Origin of the sequence: Marinobacter sp. 1-4A, from assembly GCF_016597725.1 — a bacterium.
GTDB lineage: Bacteria > Pseudomonadota > Gammaproteobacteria > Pseudomonadales > Oleiphilaceae > Marinobacter.
This window is the reverse complement of the sequence record NZ_VCGY01000014.1, coordinates 1-15,611: the sequence shown is the minus strand read 5'-3', so window position 1 is coordinate 15,611 and position 15,611 is coordinate 1. Positions and strand designations below refer to the sequence as shown.

Sequence of the window (15,611 nt, the reverse complement as noted above, 5' to 3'; positions counted from 1 at the left end):
AATTATATGATCCAAACGAAGGGAGAAAACTACCCTCACAAAATAGATCACCATCTTTCTTGATAGTGAAATTTTCTTCTGTTATTTGAAGCTGAAATTTATTCATATTTGCCTAACGCCATGGTAAGCCGCCGGGACGGAGCGCAGCGCAGTACCGGTCGGCTTCACCTACTGGTTAAGTTGCAGCCAAGTCCGAGATCATGCTCTTGATCGACTCAATTTCAGCGTCGCGATCCGCTGCTTGGCAGTTGTATGTGATGAATAGAGCAGTTGGACCGTTGGCAACATACCAGAATTGCCAAAATTCATTGTCCGAACCAAATGCTAAAGTGAAGCCCTTGAAGTCGCCTGCGTCAGCTTCAGTTAATTTAGCCCCGGCCTCTATGTGCTCTTCCGCCAACCCTCTTAAGTCAGCTTCCGTGACAGTTCCTTCTTTGGAATAGCTACTGATCTGGAGCGCCCCTACGCCTTCCGGGTGAAAAACGAGAGAGCAATCTTCTTCATGCTCTCCTACCCACTCGGGCAACAAATTGATTCGCCAGCTTGGTCCATCGAACTGATTCATAATTTTTGCAACTTAACGCCGTGGCTTTGCGGCGCACCGGAGCACCAGCGTAGGGGCGTCCGACAACAGCCGATTGTTAAGAGGCCGGCCCTTGGATTTTAAGCCAACCTTGGTGTTCGCAGTAATTGGCGAAGCCCACGTAGTTTTCATTGATCCACATTTCACTGGGATGATCATGAAAGCCCACGATTCCAACACCCCGATCCCGAATCTCTAAATTCTTGCAGTTGCGAATGCCCTTTTGAGTGAGCCTACCCCGCTCTGAGAAGTCGGTAACCACGTCATTATCAACTACCACGCAGGGCTCGGACGCGATCTCTATCGCGTGCAGGCAAATACTTCGATAGTTCTTGGGGAGCACCGGAATGAGCCTGAATGATCCTTTTTGTTTCCAGAACATGACGCCTCTTAACGCTGAATGTTAAGCGGCGCCTGCGGAGCGCAGCGTAGTAGGCGTCCGGCGGACGGCCGCCAGGCCGGTAGCGAACTTGAACGATTGGTTATACATAAGGCTACCATCCCCACCAATGCCAAACCTTGGCTATACCGCGCCAGACACCCCCGAGAATAGACGGGAATAGTCGCGGGAGCAGCAACGCCAACACAGCAAAAACCAAGATACAGGAAATGAGGTAACGACTGCTAAGAAAGCCACCCCAGTAGACGGCCAACTCCAAATTGACCCAGAGCCAGACAAATGCTGCTGTTGGGATAGAGAAAAACAGCGATGCAAAAAGGCTGATCAACCTTGTTTCAATCGGCCCACCTTGGCCGCGATTCCTTGCCATGATCTATGAACATTCCTTGTGTATAACGCCAATGTTCAGCGGCGGCCTTTACGCAGCGAAGCGGAGAAAAGGCCGTCCGGTGGAGGCCCGACAGGGCCGTAACAAACTGAAACGTTTTGTTAGCAGTTCCTTATCATTGCACGACCATATTGCTTGGTGGATTCGGACGCATCTTATTCATATGAATGAGCGATTCCAAGTACAGCTTGGGCAACTGAAAGTCAGTTTCCGGCACTATAAGCCCTGCAGCCAAGGCAACATTATTCACGAAGTTAATACAGTTATTAGAAAGCAAATTGTATTTCAATTCACCTTTCAGCTCTTGCTGCTCCCATTTATTTAAAATTTCTTTTGTGGAGTCATATACGTCTTTCTCAATGGAAAGCAGCAAATGGTTATTCACTTGTTTGCTTGGAGCATTGAATGCTTCATTAAGAATGTTCCCGTTCACGTCTTTGAATACTCCCCAAGCTGCCTTTCCATCTTGGGGGTAGAATCCATACGCTTCTCCGGTGGACATCTGTTTTTCGTAGTCTTCAACTCCCCATGCGACATATGCGTGGCCTGGACCAACTCCGTCACTTTCGCGAGAAATAAAAGCAAGAAAGTATTTGCTCTCGTCCTCCACATCAGAATTTAAGCTGCTACCCTGATCGCCAAAACCCAAGATGGGTGTAATGGAAATCAGGAGCAAAATAAGCAATCTCATACGGTTCTCCTTGTCTCGCTTTGAACCATAGTACTGCTAACGCTGATGGTAACCGGCGCCGGAGCGCAGCGGAGGGAACCAAAAGCGCTATGCTTTTGGTGTCCGGTTGACTGCTTGGTTAGGTTCGAGTCCTATATGACAAACAACCACACCTGCGATGAAGGCAGCCATCCAAATGTAAAACCCCACACCGAGGCCAATTATTTCCGTACCAGAGCCTTCGTTAAACCACCATTCGTCTGCCAAAAACGACAGCAGCCCAAGCACTATTGCGAAAATGTTTGCTACGAGAGCCTTACCGTATACACCCCTTGAGATCTGCGAAAGAGCAAAGAAAAAGGCGATATTAGCAAACCAAGCGAAGTCAAAAGTCAGAAATCCCCACCACCCCGAGAGTAAAACCTGGATCCCGAGTAGGGGCTCACGATGCTCGAAAATTAAAGCAGGAAAAAGGAGCGATAGTCCAAATAACGCAATACAGAGGCCTTTTGCTCGAGTTCTAAAGTCCAATTTCATCATAAAGTACAAAACCTAACGCCTGGCTTTGCGGCGTGCCGGAGCGCCAGCGAAGGCGCGTCCGACAACAGCCATTGGTTAGGTCTAGACATGTACGAGCAATGCTGGTGCATACGCGGACCAATAAAGAGCCACTGTACCCGCGAAGCTCACGGAAATTGCGGTCAATGGCAACCATTTGGTTGCGCGGAACAGTGCTGAAAAGGCCAAGCCTAGACATAAAATAGGCAATACCACCCACCACTGAATCGTACGGAAAACGAACTGCGAATAGGCCGTTTGCTCTACACCAAAGCTATACCAGAGTTGCGTAAATGACTTGGCAGCCTCCGGTTGGTTTAGCACATAGATAAAGTAGGACTGCGCAAACACAAAGAAAAGAATGAACAACCAAAAAAACAGCTTCTTCATACGATGACCTAACGCCGCGCACAACGGCGCGAGCTTGCGAGCGTCCGGCCACCGCTTGCGGTGGCGTATTGGTGCGCCTTGTTAAAAGTTTGCACGGCTATCACTCCACGTCACTGTCTTCCATTCTGCCAGTTCATCAGGAAACTTATTTATGTAGACCAATGAATCTGTCGACAGGTTGTCATGTTTAAGCGGGTTAGCGAGCATATTGGCCAATTTGTTGGCCGTGTCATTAATTGCAGCATCAGCCGCCCTACTTGGATTCAGCCTGAGAGCTATGCGAGCCTTGTAAAACGATAGCCTGTCAATTTGGTTCTTCCATTCGTTAGGATCAGTCTTGTGCAGCCTTGGATTAGTAGCAAGGCTAGAACTAAGGGCAACAAACGCTGCTAGGTCATCTGTCATGAGCTGGATACGATTGATAGCTTCGGTTGTTCGTGCCGTTTGATTGATCTGCCACCGCGACACCAATGGCCCAACTACCACCGCTAGTAAGGCTACAGCCGCAGCAGCCCATGATGCCAGATTGCTGGATTCAGAGACGACGTACATTACTTCCCCTTGATACTTTTAACGCCTTGCTCACCGGTAAATTAGGAGCGCAGCGAGTAATTTATCCGCGTGCAGTAACTTGTTATGCTATACAGCAAGTGCTTGAGATACCTAGGTAATCACTCGCCATTAAAATTATTAACAACTCGGTCTATCTCGACGCCTATTGAACTAGATTTATTACTATATGATAAAAATTTACATTGAATTTTCTCTCTCTTACCCTCAATGTCGACGGCTTTGGATACTAAATGCTTTATATCGTCGACTATTGATTCGAAGCCTTTTTTATCTAGCAAGAGCTTAACATAGTCTGAGTAATGTCCGGGTTTTACCGTTGTCCAAATCAGCCCTCCCGAACCGCTATATACTCGCCAGCCAACTACATATTTGAGCTGCTCTTCAATTAGCGTAACCGTCGATTTCCACTCAGCCTCAGACAGTCCAAGACTCAACTGCTTTTCCAAATTGGTTTTCAGTTCACTTAATCTATTCTGAGCCGCCGTCGATCTTGGGTTTTTAATTGCACGGTTTATTTTAGGTGGGCTTCGAAGTGCATCTATTTTTGAGAACCAAGAAGTTAATTTCTGGAGGTGTTCGTCTAATTTTAGCTGTATATCATCCAACTCTGCTAACGATGTATCCAAATAATCGCGCTCTAATTGAGTGATTTCTTGTGGTAAACGTGCTTCTTTTACAGCCAAGGCATAGAATGCATACCAGTCAACGAGCTCTTTCTCCGCTAAGGAGCTTTCTTCATTGACGTATGCTGAAGCTGAAAGCAGCATCTCAACTGCCTCCTCTGCTCTCATATCATAAAGAAGAGTTTTCGCACGCTCGCCAATTTGCGCTAGCTTATCCATTTATTCTCCCTGCATAACGCTTGCAGCATGCGCGCCCACGAAATGGAGCCGAAGGCGCAATGTAGTGGGCGTCGCCGTGCCTGCACTTGTTAGCACCGGGCACTATTGAGTTGGCATTAACTCCGCTCGTCTTTCAAAACTTGGATAGATTCCGTTTAACAGCTCAAGGATTTTGTTGAGCAGCAAAACCAAGTCTTCTTCAGCGCCGTCCTCGTACCTAGGAGCCGAACGCGGAATCCGATGCAGTCTATGGAGCGGGTTATGACACGTTGTGAAAACTACATCTCTTACCGCACACCATTGCCCATGTGCGTATGATGAGGGCCAGGAATAGTAGGCATCATATACATCCTTACATCCCGCCACCTGAGACATTTTTCGGAGATCAATGTTTGCCCAGTTACCCAGATTGATATCTTGGAAATCCATATACATGTCTTCATTGGCCAATGCTTCCACACTTTCCTTATTGAGGTAGCCTGGTTGATTTTCCAAAATTTCTTCTAACTTTAAAAAAGTTAGCTTTGCTTGGCCTGCACCATAGGCTCTATAAACATCCCAAAGTTTGCTGTCACCAACAGAAATGAGATAGCTAAATGTAATGTAAAGCTCTGCTAACATTCTAAGGGCTAGCTTTGCTGTTAGTAGCTTTCCCGAAGAAGCCAACCCCTCTTGAGTTAAAGCCAAAGCGTAGAAGCAAAACCCAAAAGAAGCATCGCGCTTTGGCTGGACATGAGTAAATTCATCAGTGTCAGAGAAATGATCTGCTAGGTCGCTCCAAACACTTCTAATTTCTGCTAGCGTCCTGGGTAAATCGTAACTTGCTGTGGGTTTTTCAGGGGGCGGCGTGAAGCACTCCGTTTTTTTCTTACACTCATTCCAGAACTGCTTAGACCATTCCTTTTTCGGAGCTGAATACCCCTCATTCATGACTCCGCTACCAAACTGCATCTCCATAGCTCTGATCGATGGCCTAACTTTCCGTTGATCTTCATAATAAGGATATTCGGTAAATTCCCTGAACTGCTCTTCATTTTGAAGGTGCAGTTTTCCCGAGTTCACGATGGGGATCATGTAAGCCCAGCGGCAATCTGTTGATTCTTGAGATTGATGATCAAGCAGAACGAGAACAGCGTCAGCTAGCTGAGTCCATAGCTCGTTTTGATTTTCAGAAGCAATACCAAGATTTCCATGCCATCTTTCTACTAATGGTAGGCCATCAAATAACACTAATGGTTTAAGTGCATCGACAACCCCATCCTCCTCAAAAAGTACGTCAAAGAACCTATCTTGAAGGTCAGAATCTAAAGTTGATAAACCGTAAAGTCCAACTCTAGGTAGCTTGCAATCTCTGTCTTCTGTTTCGCGAAAAGCATTTCCGACGTGAAGCCCTATATTTCTAAAAACCTCAATCGCTTTTTCTCTTCCGATACCATTAATCAATAGTGCCCCCCAAACCATGCAGGGCAGCCTCTCATTCATCCATGACATATAGCTCGCATTGGGAATTTGATTGAAAGGAGCAACTAGCCTGCTCCCCTCTTTCTTATGGGAAGCAATTCGACCTTGTTGGCTCTTGGAGCTCTTGGCTTTTTTTCTCTTGCGAGACATAAAGTTGGGTCCCTCTGATATTAAGTGCTAACGCTGAGCTTAGCGGCGCCCTTGTAATGGAGGCGAAGCCGCAATGAAAAGGGCGTCCGGCGGCCATCGGCCGCGTACTACAGCGACTGGTTAGTGGCAGGTAATGACACTGCCGGCTCCCTGGCACTGACCTTGACGGCCTACTCCGTAACCCGGCACCGACATGAGCCGATGCACTCTGTTTGAAACACCGCCAACGATGCGGTGAATGAACCTGAACTCAAAGGTAGCAGATCCGGACGACGTTTTCGGCGGACGGCCCCACACGGTGAACACCGAATTTCCTGCCACAACTCTTGCTAACTGAAGCAACCAAGCCGGACGCGGATTCTGACGGCCTTGGTGCTCAACAGACTATGCGGGTTTGGCAACCAAGCACGGCACCAAGGCCACTGGCACACTGCAGCCTAAAAGGACCGAAGCCACAGCCACTAACGCCAGCCAGCATGCGCGGCTACGGAATGGAGGCGAAGCCGCAATGTAGTAGACGTCGCCGTGCCTGGCCTTGTTATATTTCGATTCTTGTTTCGAGGAATGACAGGTACTTTGGGTCATCTTCCATAAAGACCTCCATTCCCCCTCCCATGTATGCCCTAGTCAACTCGTCAGCTGCTTTCTCTAAATTCTCTAATTCGAAGTACGCTTGGCCAAGCCTCAGGTGAACATATGGGTTACCTAAACCACCAGGGCACTGAACTGCATTAAAAAAGCACTTCATCACCTTTTCAAAATTGCCGGTGTAGAAGTGCGTATCACCAATGGCAACATATATCCATGTAGACGCTTCCCAGTCAGATCTCTGATCAGGAAGCAACTTTAGCGCCTCAATGTATTTGGCACGAGCCTCCGCAAATAATTTTTGACCGGCAAGATCATCACCTTCTTTACACAGAAGCTTGATCTTTGCATGCAGATCAGGGGCTAGCTCTGGACTCATTGAAGCCTCGATACTCGTGAAATATAACGCCGCGAAGCACGCGCGGTTACGGAATGGAGGCAAAGCCGCAATGCAGTAACCGTCGCCGTGACTTGCCTGGTTAGACTTTCGACCTACCATGCACCTGCCGCTGGCAAGCTACGAATTCGCACTGCCCGATATAGCATCGTAGCACTGAAAATGAACGCAATTCCGTTCGACATCAGCGCCGGTAGTGAGCCCACAATTATGTTGTGGCCGATCCAGGCCAACAGCGCCAGAATCAGTAGCCCCCTTTGCCTGACTTCATTTAGCTGATAATTGGCTACGCATACCAGCAACAATACCAGCGCTGAAAACAGCGAGCTTCCGCCCTGCCAAGTAGCGTAACAGATCAAAGGAGACAAGCCCCCGGACACTAGATAAACCAATTTGAACTTCGGATAAAGTCCAAGGGGGACAGCAAGCATTGCCTGCACACCGGCCACGAGCATGATTAAGGAGCCGGTGACAGAACCCATAAAATGGAAATGTGCAGCCATAAACCCGCACGCTACGGTTTGTCCGAGCAGCAAGTATGAGCGGCGACGCATCATTATCCAGATTACGTTCGCCAATAGACCAGCGTACCCAAAAACCGTGGTCCAATCCCAGAATACCTCTACACCGTCCATGGCAACTTCCTATAAATCTAACGCGAAGCTTAGCGGCGCCCTTGTAATGGAGGCGAAGCCGCAATGTAAAGGGCGTCCGGCGGCCATCGGCCGCGTACTACAGCGCCTTGTTAAAATTTCCCGATCAGGCCAGCTTGAAGTACACCAACGCCCCAACTGGAATCACAACGAAAAAGTACAGGGTAAGGCGAACCCAATCCCTGGCCATAGTCCAGATGAACGCTGGCAAAAATACGTAAACGCCCAAGCCAAGGTAGAAAGACCACAGAACTACGGCGACGTCTGCAACCCTTGCAGCCAAATTATTCCCTGTGGCGGCATAGGAAAACATCACGATCGCAACAACCGCGGTAAATATGCAAAGACCCCTCGCCCAAAGGCGGAAAACTCTATCTGCTGTATCGCTCATCTAAACTTTTAACGCGAAGCTTAGCGGCGCCCTTGCAATGGAGGCGAAGCCGCAATGAAAAGGGCGTCCGGCGGCCATCGGCCGCGTACTACAGCGACTGGTTAGTGGCAGGTAATGACACTGCCTACTACATGGCACTGACCGTGACGGCCTACTCCGTAACCCTGCACCGGCATAAGCCGATGCACTGTAATTGAAAACACCGCCATCGATGCGGTGAACGAACCTGAACTCAAAGGTAGCAGATCCAGACCGAGTTTTCGGCGGACAGCCCCACACGGTGAACACCAAAACCGCTACCAACGCCACCGCCTGCTAAAGCAACCAAACCGAACGCGGATTTTGACGGCCTTGGTGCTCACCAGATTATGCGGGTCTGGCAACCAGGCCCGGCACCAAGGCTACTGGCACGCCGCAGCCAAAAAGGACCGAGGCCACAGCCACTAACGCCTTGGTTTAGCGGCGGCCCGACAGGGGCGTCCGGTGGAGGCCGCAGGCCGGAACGAACTACAACAACTTGTTAAAAACTCCCGAAGACATCCTGGTACCAGAACTTGTTTTTGTCCTTGAACCACGACTCATTCTCGGGAGTACAAAGCGCTGCGAGAGGCTTTGCTGACAACCTGTAGCGCTCCAAGATAGCTAGCAAATCTCTCATGGCTTGCTCGTCCACCTCTGATTCTTGGATATGCAGATAGCCGCGGTCGATGCTTTTGATGCATGGGATTTCCTGCGCCCAAGTAAAGAAGTGATCCTCGTCGAGCTGTGAATAATAGACCACTGGCTGCGTATCAATTTTGAGCACCGTTCCCTCTGATTTTTAACGCTTGGCTTTGCGGCGTGCCGGAGCGCAGCGTAGGCGCGTCCGACAACAGCCTCTGGTTAAATACACTTGCATGCGCACAACCATACGCATACCCTATTACTAAGTGTGTTACTGCAACTGGAGGCTACAATGGCCGATCTATACAACATAACCGCACCAAAAAAAGCCGCAAATTTGTCGGTTAACAGCGACTTGCTGAAAAAGACACGCGCTCTGAACATTAACCTGTCTGCGACCCTTGAGCGAGCATTGAAAGAAGAATTAGCAAAGCGCAAGGCTGACCAATGGGTAGAGGAAAACCGGACAGCAATCAGAAGCTACAACGAGTTCGTCGAACAGCACGGCTGTTTCGGGGACGAATTTCGGGAGTTTTGATGGCTCAGTTCGACGTTTACCCAAACCCCAGCAAAACCAGTAAGACGCATTACCCATACTTAGTGGATATTCAAAGCCCCCTTCTGACAGATCTCGCTACTCGTATTGTCATCCCACTGGGTAAGCGCGCGGCTTTTGGTAGCCAAGCCATGCAAGGCCTCACACCAGAAATAACCTTTGCAGACCAGGAACTGCTGTTGCTGACACCTCAAATTTCTTCAGTGCCTGAAAAACAGCTGAAGAATCCAATTGGCTCCCTATCGCATTTCAGGGACCAGATTGTTGGAGCTCTGGATCTCGCAATCACTGGCATTTAACGCTTAGCGCACCGGTGACTTTGACGTAGCGAAGCGGAGACAAAGGCATCCGAGTGCCGCGCCTGGTTATGTTTGATATTCGATTTCTACGGCCGACTCGTCTCCACAATGAATGAAGAGTTCCCCTTTCGCTGAATTTGAAGATGAAAACTGAAACCAACCACGGCCAGACTTTTCACGACCATCATCATTTCCAGACCAAGAAAACTCGACTCGCCCTCCATCATCTGGAATGCGGTAGTCGATTTGGCCCTCAACTGCTCCGAATACAAAAAAGCCGAGGCCATCTTCATCGAACTGGAAGTATCCGGGCTCGATAAGATCAACAAAGTCTTGATCCCACATTTCCATCCACTTAATTCGCCAGCGTCCAACGACTTTACTCAAACTACCTCCTTAAAACATAACGCGAAGCTTAGCGGCGCCACGACAGTGGCGTCCGGTGGACGGCCCTCGGGCCGGGAACGTACTACAGCGACTGGTTAGCTGAGAAGCACCGGCGGGCGACATACCCAGATCCTTGGCAACCAGCATGACCGCCTGCTCCGTTGCTTTGTGCACAAGCTCTGGACGATGCACTCCGATTAAAAACACCCGCACTGATGCGGAAAGTGAACCTGAACTTCAGATTAGCAGGTAAGCAAGGAACCAAGTTTCGACGGACACCTGGTTCCGGCAAACACTAACCTTTATACCAACGCCGCTGGCTTATTTTGGCTACCCACTCGACGCGGGCGGGTTCCGACGGCCTTGGCAAACCACCGGAATTGACGGATTTGCTACCAGTTTACGGCCAAGGCCAATACCACCGAGCCAACCAAAAGGCACAACGCACTACCCAGCTAACGCCAGTGGTAATGGGTGACAACGGAGCGCAGCGTAGTTGGCATCCCGTTGACCACCTTGTTGGGCTTTGCCGCCATTATCAGGGTCTGAGTTTTTCGTATCTGGCATCGAGTTTCTGATACCCAGTACCTATTGCCCCACAAAAATGTCGAGACCATGAAGCTAAAAATTGCCTTTCCAACTCCTTGTCCCGGCGCTTCTTCAATAAAATAGCCACACGTAGTGGTGAAGCCGGTGGGGGTGCCTCACCAGTTTTTAGGTACTCTTTGAAAAACTCTATGGTTAATGCCGCATGGAGTCTCAGGTCATCCTGATTGTCTTTGACCAGTGATTTTTGCCAAAGGTTATTAAGGACACTTTCCTTCCTCTCCAGTTGCCTTTTCTCGATGGCCTTAACTTGAGCCTGCTGGACACTCTCTGGAGCGAGGAAGTCAATCTTCTGACTTTCTCGGTGACTCTGATATAGACGGTCTTGCTCTTTCTTCGATAAGGGGTCAGTTTTATTCATCAGATCAATGAGATCTGTAACAGTTTCGATCGTTTGACTATCCATGATATCCCCAAGCTAAAGAGCCCAACGCTGAGGTAACCGGCGCCGGAGCGCAGCGGAGGGAACCAAAAGCGGTACGCTTTTGGTGTCCGGTTGACCGCATGGTTAGGAGAGCCTGCCACCGCGGAACAACTCCTCTACCAGTGGCTTAGTATATTTCTCGACCGGATCAATTGCCGATGGGTCACCTTGATGGTGGTATTCACCTTCGTCAAAAGCACGATAGATTTCATATGCTGGCTCAGGAATGTTTTTATCCTCACCGAATACTGGCGGCGTCGTCATGAATCCCCAAAGGTAGTTCATTGCCCCGTCACAAAATTCATAGGTGAGGCGTTCCTCGTAAAATCCTTTAGCAACCCAAACCGCGTAATCATTGCAAAATTGCTCGGGCATAGTTCTAGTGGCCGTGCAGAACTCGAGGATTGTCGAGTATTCCGGCTCTGTGCCGCGAGTTGCAGCCGCTTTGATGAGGGCTTCAAGGTTGATCACTCAAGCTCCTAACGCCAAAAATAAGCGGCGGCCCGACAGGGGCGTCCGGTGGAGGCCGCCAGGCCGGAACGAACTTGATTGACTTGTTAAAAGCTATCGCAGGCCACCCAAAGCCATGAGGGCAACAAACGATACCAGCCTGCCAACGATGACCATCAAAATAATATCTGGCCAGATACTGGCTTTGCTGAACTTTTTGAGAAGCACAAAAAGCACAACGATTGATAAGATCCAGCCTGCGGTCGGAACCAAAGCAACAGCGGCAGCTCCACCCGCTGCAATTACGGTTTCACTCAAAGCTAAATCTACAGATGTGATTTTTGCGGCAAGCCACAAAACCACACCGCCAATTAAGGCATCCAGAACGACAACTACCAACTCATCCATGAGGTTTATCCTTACCTTTTAACGCTTGCAGCATGCGCGCCTACGAAATGCAGCCGAAGGCGCAATGTAGTAGGCGTCGCCGTGCCTGCACTGGTTATGTGAACTCACCCCCGCCATTTTCTGAAAACCTCCTCCACTTGGCCCTTTGAAGCTGTAACCCACTGGGCAAGCTCTGCATCTTTGCGATGCGGATAGAAAATGAGGTTGGCAAAGGTATTGTTGATTACCAACCAAGAGTCATCATTACCACCCTCGCTTTCATCAAACTCATCAACGAAGGGGAACTGTTTTGCTACCTGACGAACAATTTCACGATCAACACCGAAAAGGGTGTGAAATTCCCAATCCTCGAAGAATTTACCGTCAGCGGCGGCATCCAAACATTGCTGAACGATTTTCAACTCAGCTTCTGTCAAATCAGATAGCGGCATTGGCTATACCCACATAACGCCAAGCTTAGCGGCGCCACGTCAGTGGCGTCCGGTGGACGGCCCTCGGGCCGGGAACGTACTACAGCGACTGGTTAGCTGAGAAGCACCGGCGGGCGACATACCCAGATCCTTGGCAACCAGCATGACCGCCTGCTCCGTTGCTTTATGCACAAGCTCTGGACGATGCACTCCGATTAAAAACACTTACCCCATTGATGCGGAAAGTGAACCTGAACTTCAGAGTAGCAGGTAAGCAAGGAACCAGGTTTCGACGGACACCGGGTTCCGGCAAACACTGACCTTTATGCCAGCACCACCGACCGATCTTGGCCACCCCACTCGACGCGGATTCTGACGGCCTTGGCAAACCAACAAAATGCCAGTTCGGCTACCAGTTTACGGCCAAGGCCAATACCACCGAGCCGCCCAAAAGGCACAACGCACTACCCAGCTAACGCTTGCAGCATGCGCGCCTACGCAATGGAGCCGAAGGCGCAATGTAGTAGACGTCGCCGTGCCTGCACTTGTTAGGAGTTCTCACTTACTGTGCCAATTGCGTGTCGAAGGCACTTCTTAAGCTCATCTTGTAACTTCGGTATTTGCTCTATATCCGCAAGAGCCTTATCTTGTTTGGCAAACATACGATCTAGCTGTTTATCACTGATATTCTGTCTATTTATCCGGTGTTCAGCCCCACGGTAGTCAGTTGTGCTAAAAAATGCTGTTCTATGAAAATCTCCGAAAATTTTCTCAATACTTTCAGGTAATAAAATTTGATGATCATCATAATACTTGATCAATTCTCGCCACTTTTCTAGAAAAGCTTCATATGACTCATCATGATCAGACCGAAACATGGCGTCATTGATTGTTTTTTGAAACACCACAATTAGCTTATAAAACTCAAGGATTGCTTCCGCTTGTTTTTCAAAGATTCCTCCATATTGAATTTGAAGCCTTATCCTTTCTTTTTCTAGCTCTGATTGATATTGAGATAGGGTCTGTTTTGCTTCTAGTTCAATTTTATTCTTAAAATCTTTTACATCCTTTTCGAGCCAGTGCTTGATTATAGACTTGCATAGGAATGCCAGTATTCCAAGGGCAAGAGTATTTTCAACTATAGCCTTGATTAATTCTTCGCTCATTGTCTATCCTGACTCCTAACGCTTGCAGCATGCGCGCCTACGGAATGAAGCCGAAGGCGCAATGTAGTAGGCGTCGCCGTGCCTGCATTGGTTAGAACTGTTGCTCATTATTAGTTGCACCACTGCCTCTCACAAGGAACGCCGTCATGATTCCCGTCCATTTTCGTATTGGGGCAATTTCTCAAGAAATAGGTCGCCTCGGCACACGACGTCATCTGAGAACAATACGTTCTCCCGTCACATCTGAATTGCTGGCTGGACACCTCTGGTATAGAAAAGCTTGGGGTTTCAGGCTCGGAAAAATTCAAATTGCTTAGATCGGGAGTTGCGGCTGTAACGGACGATACTCCACCGTTCGTATAGGCAAAAATCGCGATAATTAAAACGCCGAAGAGTTGTAGTTTGAAAGGGCCTTTAGCGTCTTGCCAGTGCACAATCACATAGATAAGCGCTACGGGTGCAATAAAAAAGACTGCAAGCCCCCAAAAAATTCCTGTTTTAAAAGCCGAAATTAGCAGACCGATTCCGCCAATGATGAATATTCCTAGACCAACATAAAAAACTACGTCACTCACTCGGTGTTCCTTTTTTAAGTTCTAACGCCCGGCTCACGCGCCGGTTTGGAGCCGCGAAGCGGCGGAAAAGCGGTCGCTGTGCAGCGGATTGTTAAAGCCTGCCCAGCCAGTACTGCGGGCGCCGCCGATCATGGGCAACGGCCAGAACCTGAAAACCATCAGGCCTCTCTCGGTAAACGATGGACAAGGGAAATCTGTGAAGGGGCGCTCTACGAATATCTGGTGGCAACTCGACTTGCCAGGCTTTTGGTGACTCGCCAACTAAATTGGCCAAGGCCTCAAATTCCTCTATGAAGGCACCACCCAATCCCGGAACTTTTGATTCGTAATAACCAACTGACTCCAGGAACTCGGCTTCCGCTGCCGGGTGAAAAGAATAGGTCATTTGATCAGTGCTCTAGCCTTCCTCATGACATCTTCACTAGACACAGCCTGAACTGTGCCATTGTCCAGCTCTTCGCCTCTACGTCGGGCCTCAAGTAACCAATCGGATCTGAGCTCTTCTTCTGAAGGAGACTCCAGACTCAATACCAGTCTCTGGATCAATTGGGCTCGCTCCTCTTTAGGGAGGTGCAGCGCCTCGTCTTCAATTTTCTGGAGATTCATGGACAAAACCTCTCGTTCACGTATCACCCAATTTTGACACGGATGGGTTCCAGGTGCCACGACTCGACTTTTCAGCTTTAACGCCAAGCTTAGCGGCGCCACGTCAGTGGCGTCCGGTGGACGGCCCTCCGGGCCGGGAACGTACTACAGCGACTGGTTAGCTGGGGGCATCGATAAAGCCCGATCTCTGGCAACCAACATCGCAGCCCACACCGGAGCCCTTGCACCCAAACCCGCCGATGCACTTTTATTAAAACCACCGCCAATGATGCGGTGAATGAACCTGAACATCAGAGTAGCAGGTAAGCAAGGAACCAATTTTTGGCGGACTGCCCCACGCCCCAAACGCTCATGTTACTACCATCACCACTGACCAATTGAGCTACCAACACCACGCCAAATTTGCGGGCCTTGGCAACCGCACCATGTTGTCGGATTTACTGCCGGTTCTCGGCCAAGGCCATCAGCACCCAGCCACCAAAAAAGTACCAAGCACTACCAGCTAACGCTGAGCACAGCGGCGACCTTGGAGTGGCGACGAAGGAGCCACGGAAAGGGCGTCCGGCGGCCATCGGCCGCGTACTGCTGCGACTTGTTATGGGCCAGGAGCACAACACCCTGACCCTTGTTGAATCGGTGGGCAAGGTACTGTGCCGTATGAACAAAAAACACAGCAGTCTCCATGCTTGGGCTTTAGTAAAACCTGGCAAGACTCACACTCGTAGAAATACTGGCATGAGTCGGTAGGCATGGTTTCCGTTTTCTGGTGGCCACAATGTGGACACTCGATTGTTGATTCCAAGACTACATCGACCATAGCTACGCCCTCCCGAAAGGTATGAATTTCAACCCCATCCGCGCTGGACTTGTCTCAGCACAGAATCTGACCAGGCCTATAACGCTTGCAGCATGCGCGCCTACGGAATGAAGCCGAAGGCGCAATGTAGTAGGCGTCGCCGTGCCTGCACTTGTTATGCAAGCATGCGTCATGCGGCCAAATTCCAGACCGATACAGCC

At 49.4% G+C, this 15,611-nt stretch carries 25 protein-coding genes; 2 read left to right on the top strand and 23 right to left on the bottom strand.

Annotated features, from left to right (window positions below; translation table 11 throughout):
• Positions 1-175 precede the first annotated feature (175 nt).
• From FE845_RS18165 to FE845_RS18105, 13 genes are all read right to left on the bottom strand, one after another.
• Positions 176-565, bottom strand: a complete 390-nt coding sequence (locus FE845_RS18165; RefSeq protein ID WP_200367901.1) for a hypothetical protein — start codon at positions 563-565, stop codon at positions 176-178.
• Between the two features lie 76 nt (positions 566-641).
• Complete coding sequence (locus FE845_RS18160) at positions 642-965, bottom strand: hypothetical protein (protein WP_200367899.1); 324 nt, start codon at positions 963-965, stop codon at positions 642-644.
• Between the two features lie 112 nt (positions 966-1,077).
• The gene (locus FE845_RS18155; RefSeq protein WP_200367897.1) at positions 1,078-1,353 is read right to left on the bottom strand and encodes a hypothetical protein; all 276 of its coding nucleotides are present in this window, start codon (positions 1,351-1,353) and stop codon (positions 1,078-1,080) included.
• A gap of 133 nt (positions 1,354-1,486) precedes the next feature.
• Positions 1,487-2,062 (bottom strand): hypothetical protein, encoded by a 576-nt coding sequence (locus tag FE845_RS18150; protein WP_200367895.1) that lies wholly within the window; start codon positions 2,060-2,062, stop codon positions 1,487-1,489.
• Positions 2,063-2,149: 87 nt separating this feature from the next.
• A complete protein-coding gene (locus tag FE845_RS18145) occupies positions 2,150-2,581 on the bottom strand; it encodes a hypothetical protein (RefSeq protein WP_200367893.1) in 432 nt (143 codons plus the stop codon).
• 81 nt (positions 2,582-2,662) lie between these two features.
• Positions 2,663-2,989, bottom strand: coding sequence for a hypothetical protein (locus FE845_RS18140; RefSeq protein WP_200367890.1), 327 nt, complete (start codon positions 2,987-2,989; stop codon positions 2,663-2,665).
• Positions 2,990-3,070: 81 nt separating this feature from the next.
• On the bottom strand, positions 3,071-3,541 hold the full coding sequence (locus FE845_RS18135; protein ID WP_200367888.1) for a hypothetical protein: 471 nt from the start codon (positions 3,539-3,541) through the stop codon (positions 3,071-3,073).
• Positions 3,542-3,660: 119 nt separating this feature from the next.
• Positions 3,661-4,404, bottom strand: a complete 744-nt coding sequence (locus FE845_RS18130; protein ID WP_200367886.1) for a hypothetical protein — start codon at positions 4,402-4,404, stop codon at positions 3,661-3,663.
• A gap of 102 nt (positions 4,405-4,506) precedes the next feature.
• The gene (locus tag FE845_RS18125; protein WP_200367884.1) at positions 4,507-6,015 is read right to left on the bottom strand and encodes a DUF5677 domain-containing protein; all 1,509 of its coding nucleotides are present in this window, start codon (positions 6,013-6,015) and stop codon (positions 4,507-4,509) included.
• A 538-nt stretch (positions 6,016-6,553) separates the two neighbouring features.
• On the bottom strand, positions 6,554-6,982 hold the full coding sequence (locus FE845_RS18120; RefSeq protein ID WP_200367882.1) for a hypothetical protein: 429 nt from the start codon (positions 6,980-6,982) through the stop codon (positions 6,554-6,556).
• Positions 6,983-7,095: 113 nt separating this feature from the next.
• Positions 7,096-7,635 (bottom strand): YgjV family protein, encoded by a 540-nt coding sequence (locus tag FE845_RS18115; RefSeq protein WP_200367880.1) that lies wholly within the window; start codon positions 7,633-7,635, stop codon positions 7,096-7,098.
• Between the two features lie 124 nt (positions 7,636-7,759).
• Positions 7,760-8,044 carry a hypothetical protein gene (locus FE845_RS18110; RefSeq protein WP_094626191.1) on the bottom strand — a complete coding sequence of 95 codons (285 nt, stop codon included), beginning with the start codon at positions 8,042-8,044 and terminating at the stop codon, positions 7,760-7,762.
• Positions 8,045-8,564: 520 nt separating this feature from the next.
• Complete coding sequence (locus FE845_RS18105; RefSeq protein WP_014421852.1) at positions 8,565-8,849, bottom strand: hypothetical protein; 285 nt, start codon at positions 8,847-8,849, stop codon at positions 8,565-8,567.
• A gap of 150 nt (positions 8,850-8,999) precedes the next feature.
• Between FE845_RS18105 and FE845_RS18100 the strand changes: the two genes are divergently transcribed.
• On the top strand, positions 9,000-9,245 hold the full coding sequence (locus tag FE845_RS18100; protein WP_200367878.1) for a type II toxin-antitoxin system CcdA family antitoxin: 246 nt from the start codon (positions 9,000-9,002) through the stop codon (positions 9,243-9,245).
• Positions 9,245-9,562, top strand: a complete 318-nt coding sequence (locus FE845_RS18095; RefSeq protein WP_200367876.1) for a CcdB family protein — start codon at positions 9,245-9,247, stop codon at positions 9,560-9,562. The genes FE845_RS18100 and FE845_RS18095 overlap by 1 nt, the downstream gene beginning before the upstream one ends.
• A 66-nt stretch (positions 9,563-9,628) precedes the next feature.
• Here FE845_RS18095 and FE845_RS18090 read toward each other — a convergent pair whose 3' ends face one another.
• The 10 genes from FE845_RS18090 to FE845_RS18720 all read right to left on the bottom strand — a co-directional run bounded on the left by FE845_RS18090 (position 9,629) and on the right by FE845_RS18720 (position 15,411).
• Positions 9,629-9,949 carry a hypothetical protein gene (locus FE845_RS18090; protein WP_164834383.1) on the bottom strand — a complete coding sequence of 107 codons (321 nt, stop codon included), beginning with the start codon at positions 9,947-9,949 and terminating at the stop codon, positions 9,629-9,631.
• Between the two features lie 538 nt (positions 9,950-10,487).
• Positions 10,488-10,961, bottom strand: a complete 474-nt coding sequence (locus tag FE845_RS18085; protein ID WP_200367874.1) for a hypothetical protein — start codon at positions 10,959-10,961, stop codon at positions 10,488-10,490.
• 102 nt (positions 10,962-11,063) lie between these two features.
• The gene (locus FE845_RS18080) at positions 11,064-11,450 is read right to left on the bottom strand and encodes a hypothetical protein (RefSeq protein ID WP_200367872.1); all 387 of its coding nucleotides are present in this window, start codon (positions 11,448-11,450) and stop codon (positions 11,064-11,066) included.
• Between the two features lie 93 nt (positions 11,451-11,543).
• On the bottom strand, positions 11,544-11,837 hold the full coding sequence (locus tag FE845_RS18075; protein WP_100687640.1) for a hypothetical protein: 294 nt from the start codon (positions 11,835-11,837) through the stop codon (positions 11,544-11,546).
• Between the two features lie 104 nt (positions 11,838-11,941).
• Positions 11,942-12,268 (bottom strand): hypothetical protein, encoded by a 327-nt coding sequence (locus FE845_RS18070; protein ID WP_113813901.1) that lies wholly within the window; start codon positions 12,266-12,268, stop codon positions 11,942-11,944.
• Between the two features lie 527 nt (positions 12,269-12,795).
• Positions 12,796-13,413 carry a hypothetical protein gene (locus FE845_RS18065; RefSeq protein ID WP_200367870.1) on the bottom strand — a complete coding sequence of 206 codons (618 nt, stop codon included), beginning with the start codon at positions 13,411-13,413 and terminating at the stop codon, positions 12,796-12,798.
• A 110-nt stretch (positions 13,414-13,523) separates the two neighbouring features.
• Complete coding sequence (locus FE845_RS18725) at positions 13,524-13,847, bottom strand: excalibur calcium-binding domain-containing protein (protein ID WP_413785095.1); 324 nt, start codon at positions 13,845-13,847, stop codon at positions 13,524-13,526.
• Positions 13,848-14,079: 232 nt separating this feature from the next.
• Positions 14,080-14,373 (bottom strand): type II toxin-antitoxin system RelE/ParE family toxin, encoded by a 294-nt coding sequence (locus FE845_RS18055; RefSeq protein WP_062363598.1) that lies wholly within the window; start codon positions 14,371-14,373, stop codon positions 14,080-14,082.
• Entirely contained in the window at positions 14,370-14,594 is a 225-nt protein-coding gene (locus tag FE845_RS18050; RefSeq protein ID WP_091998275.1) for an addiction module protein, read from the bottom strand. The genes FE845_RS18055 and FE845_RS18050 overlap by 4 nt, the downstream gene beginning before the upstream one ends.
• Before the next feature lie 595 nt (positions 14,595-15,189).
• Entirely contained in the window at positions 15,190-15,411 is a 222-nt protein-coding gene (locus FE845_RS18720; RefSeq protein WP_227714492.1) for a GDCCVxC domain-containing (seleno)protein, read from the bottom strand.
• Positions 15,412-15,611 lie beyond the last annotated feature (200 nt).

Coding starts and splice junctions, on each gene's coding strand:
- FE845_RS18165 (WP_200367901.1), bottom strand. CDS start 565: ATGAATCAGTTCGATGGACCAAGCTGGCGAATCAATTTGTTGCCCGAG.
- FE845_RS18110 (WP_094626191.1), bottom strand. CDS start 8,044: ATGAGCGATACAGCAGATAGAGTTTTCCGCCTTTGGGCGAGGGGTCTT.
- FE845_RS18150 (WP_200367895.1), bottom strand. CDS start 2,062: ATGAGATTGCTTATTTTGCTCCTGATTTCCATTACACCCATCTTGGGT.
- FE845_RS18140 (WP_200367890.1), bottom strand. CDS start 2,989: ATGAAGAAGCTGTTTTTTTGGTTGTTCATTCTTTTCTTTGTGTTTGCG.
- FE845_RS18075 (WP_100687640.1), bottom strand. CDS start 11,837: ATGGATGAGTTGGTAGTTGTCGTTCTGGATGCCTTAATTGGCGGTGTG.
- FE845_RS18125 (WP_200367884.1), bottom strand. CDS start 6,015: ATGTCTCGCAAGAGAAAAAAAGCCAAGAGCTCCAAGAGCCAACAAGGT.
- FE845_RS18160 (WP_200367899.1), bottom strand. CDS start 965: ATGTTCTGGAAACAAAAAGGATCATTCAGGCTCATTCCGGTGCTCCCC.
- FE845_RS18155 (WP_200367897.1), bottom strand. CDS start 1,353: ATGGCAAGGAATCGCGGCCAAGGTGGGCCGATTGAAACAAGGTTGATC.
- FE845_RS18095 (WP_200367876.1), top strand. CDS start 9,245: ATGGCTCAGTTCGACGTTTACCCAAACCCCAGCAAAACCAGTAAGACG.
- FE845_RS18720 (WP_227714492.1), bottom strand. CDS start 15,411: ATGGTCGATGTAGTCTTGGAATCAACAATCGAGTGTCCACATTGTGGC.
- FE845_RS18120 (WP_200367882.1), bottom strand. CDS start 6,982: ATGAGTCCAGAGCTAGCCCCTGATCTGCATGCAAAGATCAAGCTTCTG.
- FE845_RS18065 (WP_200367870.1), bottom strand. CDS start 13,413: ATGAGCGAAGAATTAATCAAGGCTATAGTTGAAAATACTCTTGCCCTT.
- FE845_RS18055 (WP_062363598.1), bottom strand. CDS start 14,373: ATGACCTATTCTTTTCACCCGGCAGCGGAAGCCGAGTTCCTGGAGTCA.
- FE845_RS18085 (WP_200367874.1), bottom strand. CDS start 10,961: ATGGATAGTCAAACGATCGAAACTGTTACAGATCTCATTGATCTGATG.
- FE845_RS18100 (WP_200367878.1), top strand. CDS start 9,000: ATGGCCGATCTATACAACATAACCGCACCAAAAAAAGCCGCAAATTTG.
- FE845_RS18145 (WP_200367893.1), bottom strand. CDS start 2,581: ATGATGAAATTGGACTTTAGAACTCGAGCAAAAGGCCTCTGTATTGCG.
- FE845_RS18130 (WP_200367886.1), bottom strand. CDS start 4,404: ATGGATAAGCTAGCGCAAATTGGCGAGCGTGCGAAAACTCTTCTTTAT.
- FE845_RS18050 (WP_091998275.1), bottom strand. CDS start 14,594: ATGAATCTCCAGAAAATTGAAGACGAGGCGCTGCACCTCCCTAAAGAG.
- FE845_RS18135 (WP_200367888.1), bottom strand. CDS start 3,541: ATGTACGTCGTCTCTGAATCCAGCAATCTGGCATCATGGGCTGCTGCG.
- FE845_RS18070 (WP_113813901.1), bottom strand. CDS start 12,268: ATGCCGCTATCTGATTTGACAGAAGCTGAGTTGAAAATCGTTCAGCAA.
- FE845_RS18115 (WP_200367880.1), bottom strand. CDS start 7,635: ATGGACGGTGTAGAGGTATTCTGGGATTGGACCACGGTTTTTGGGTAC.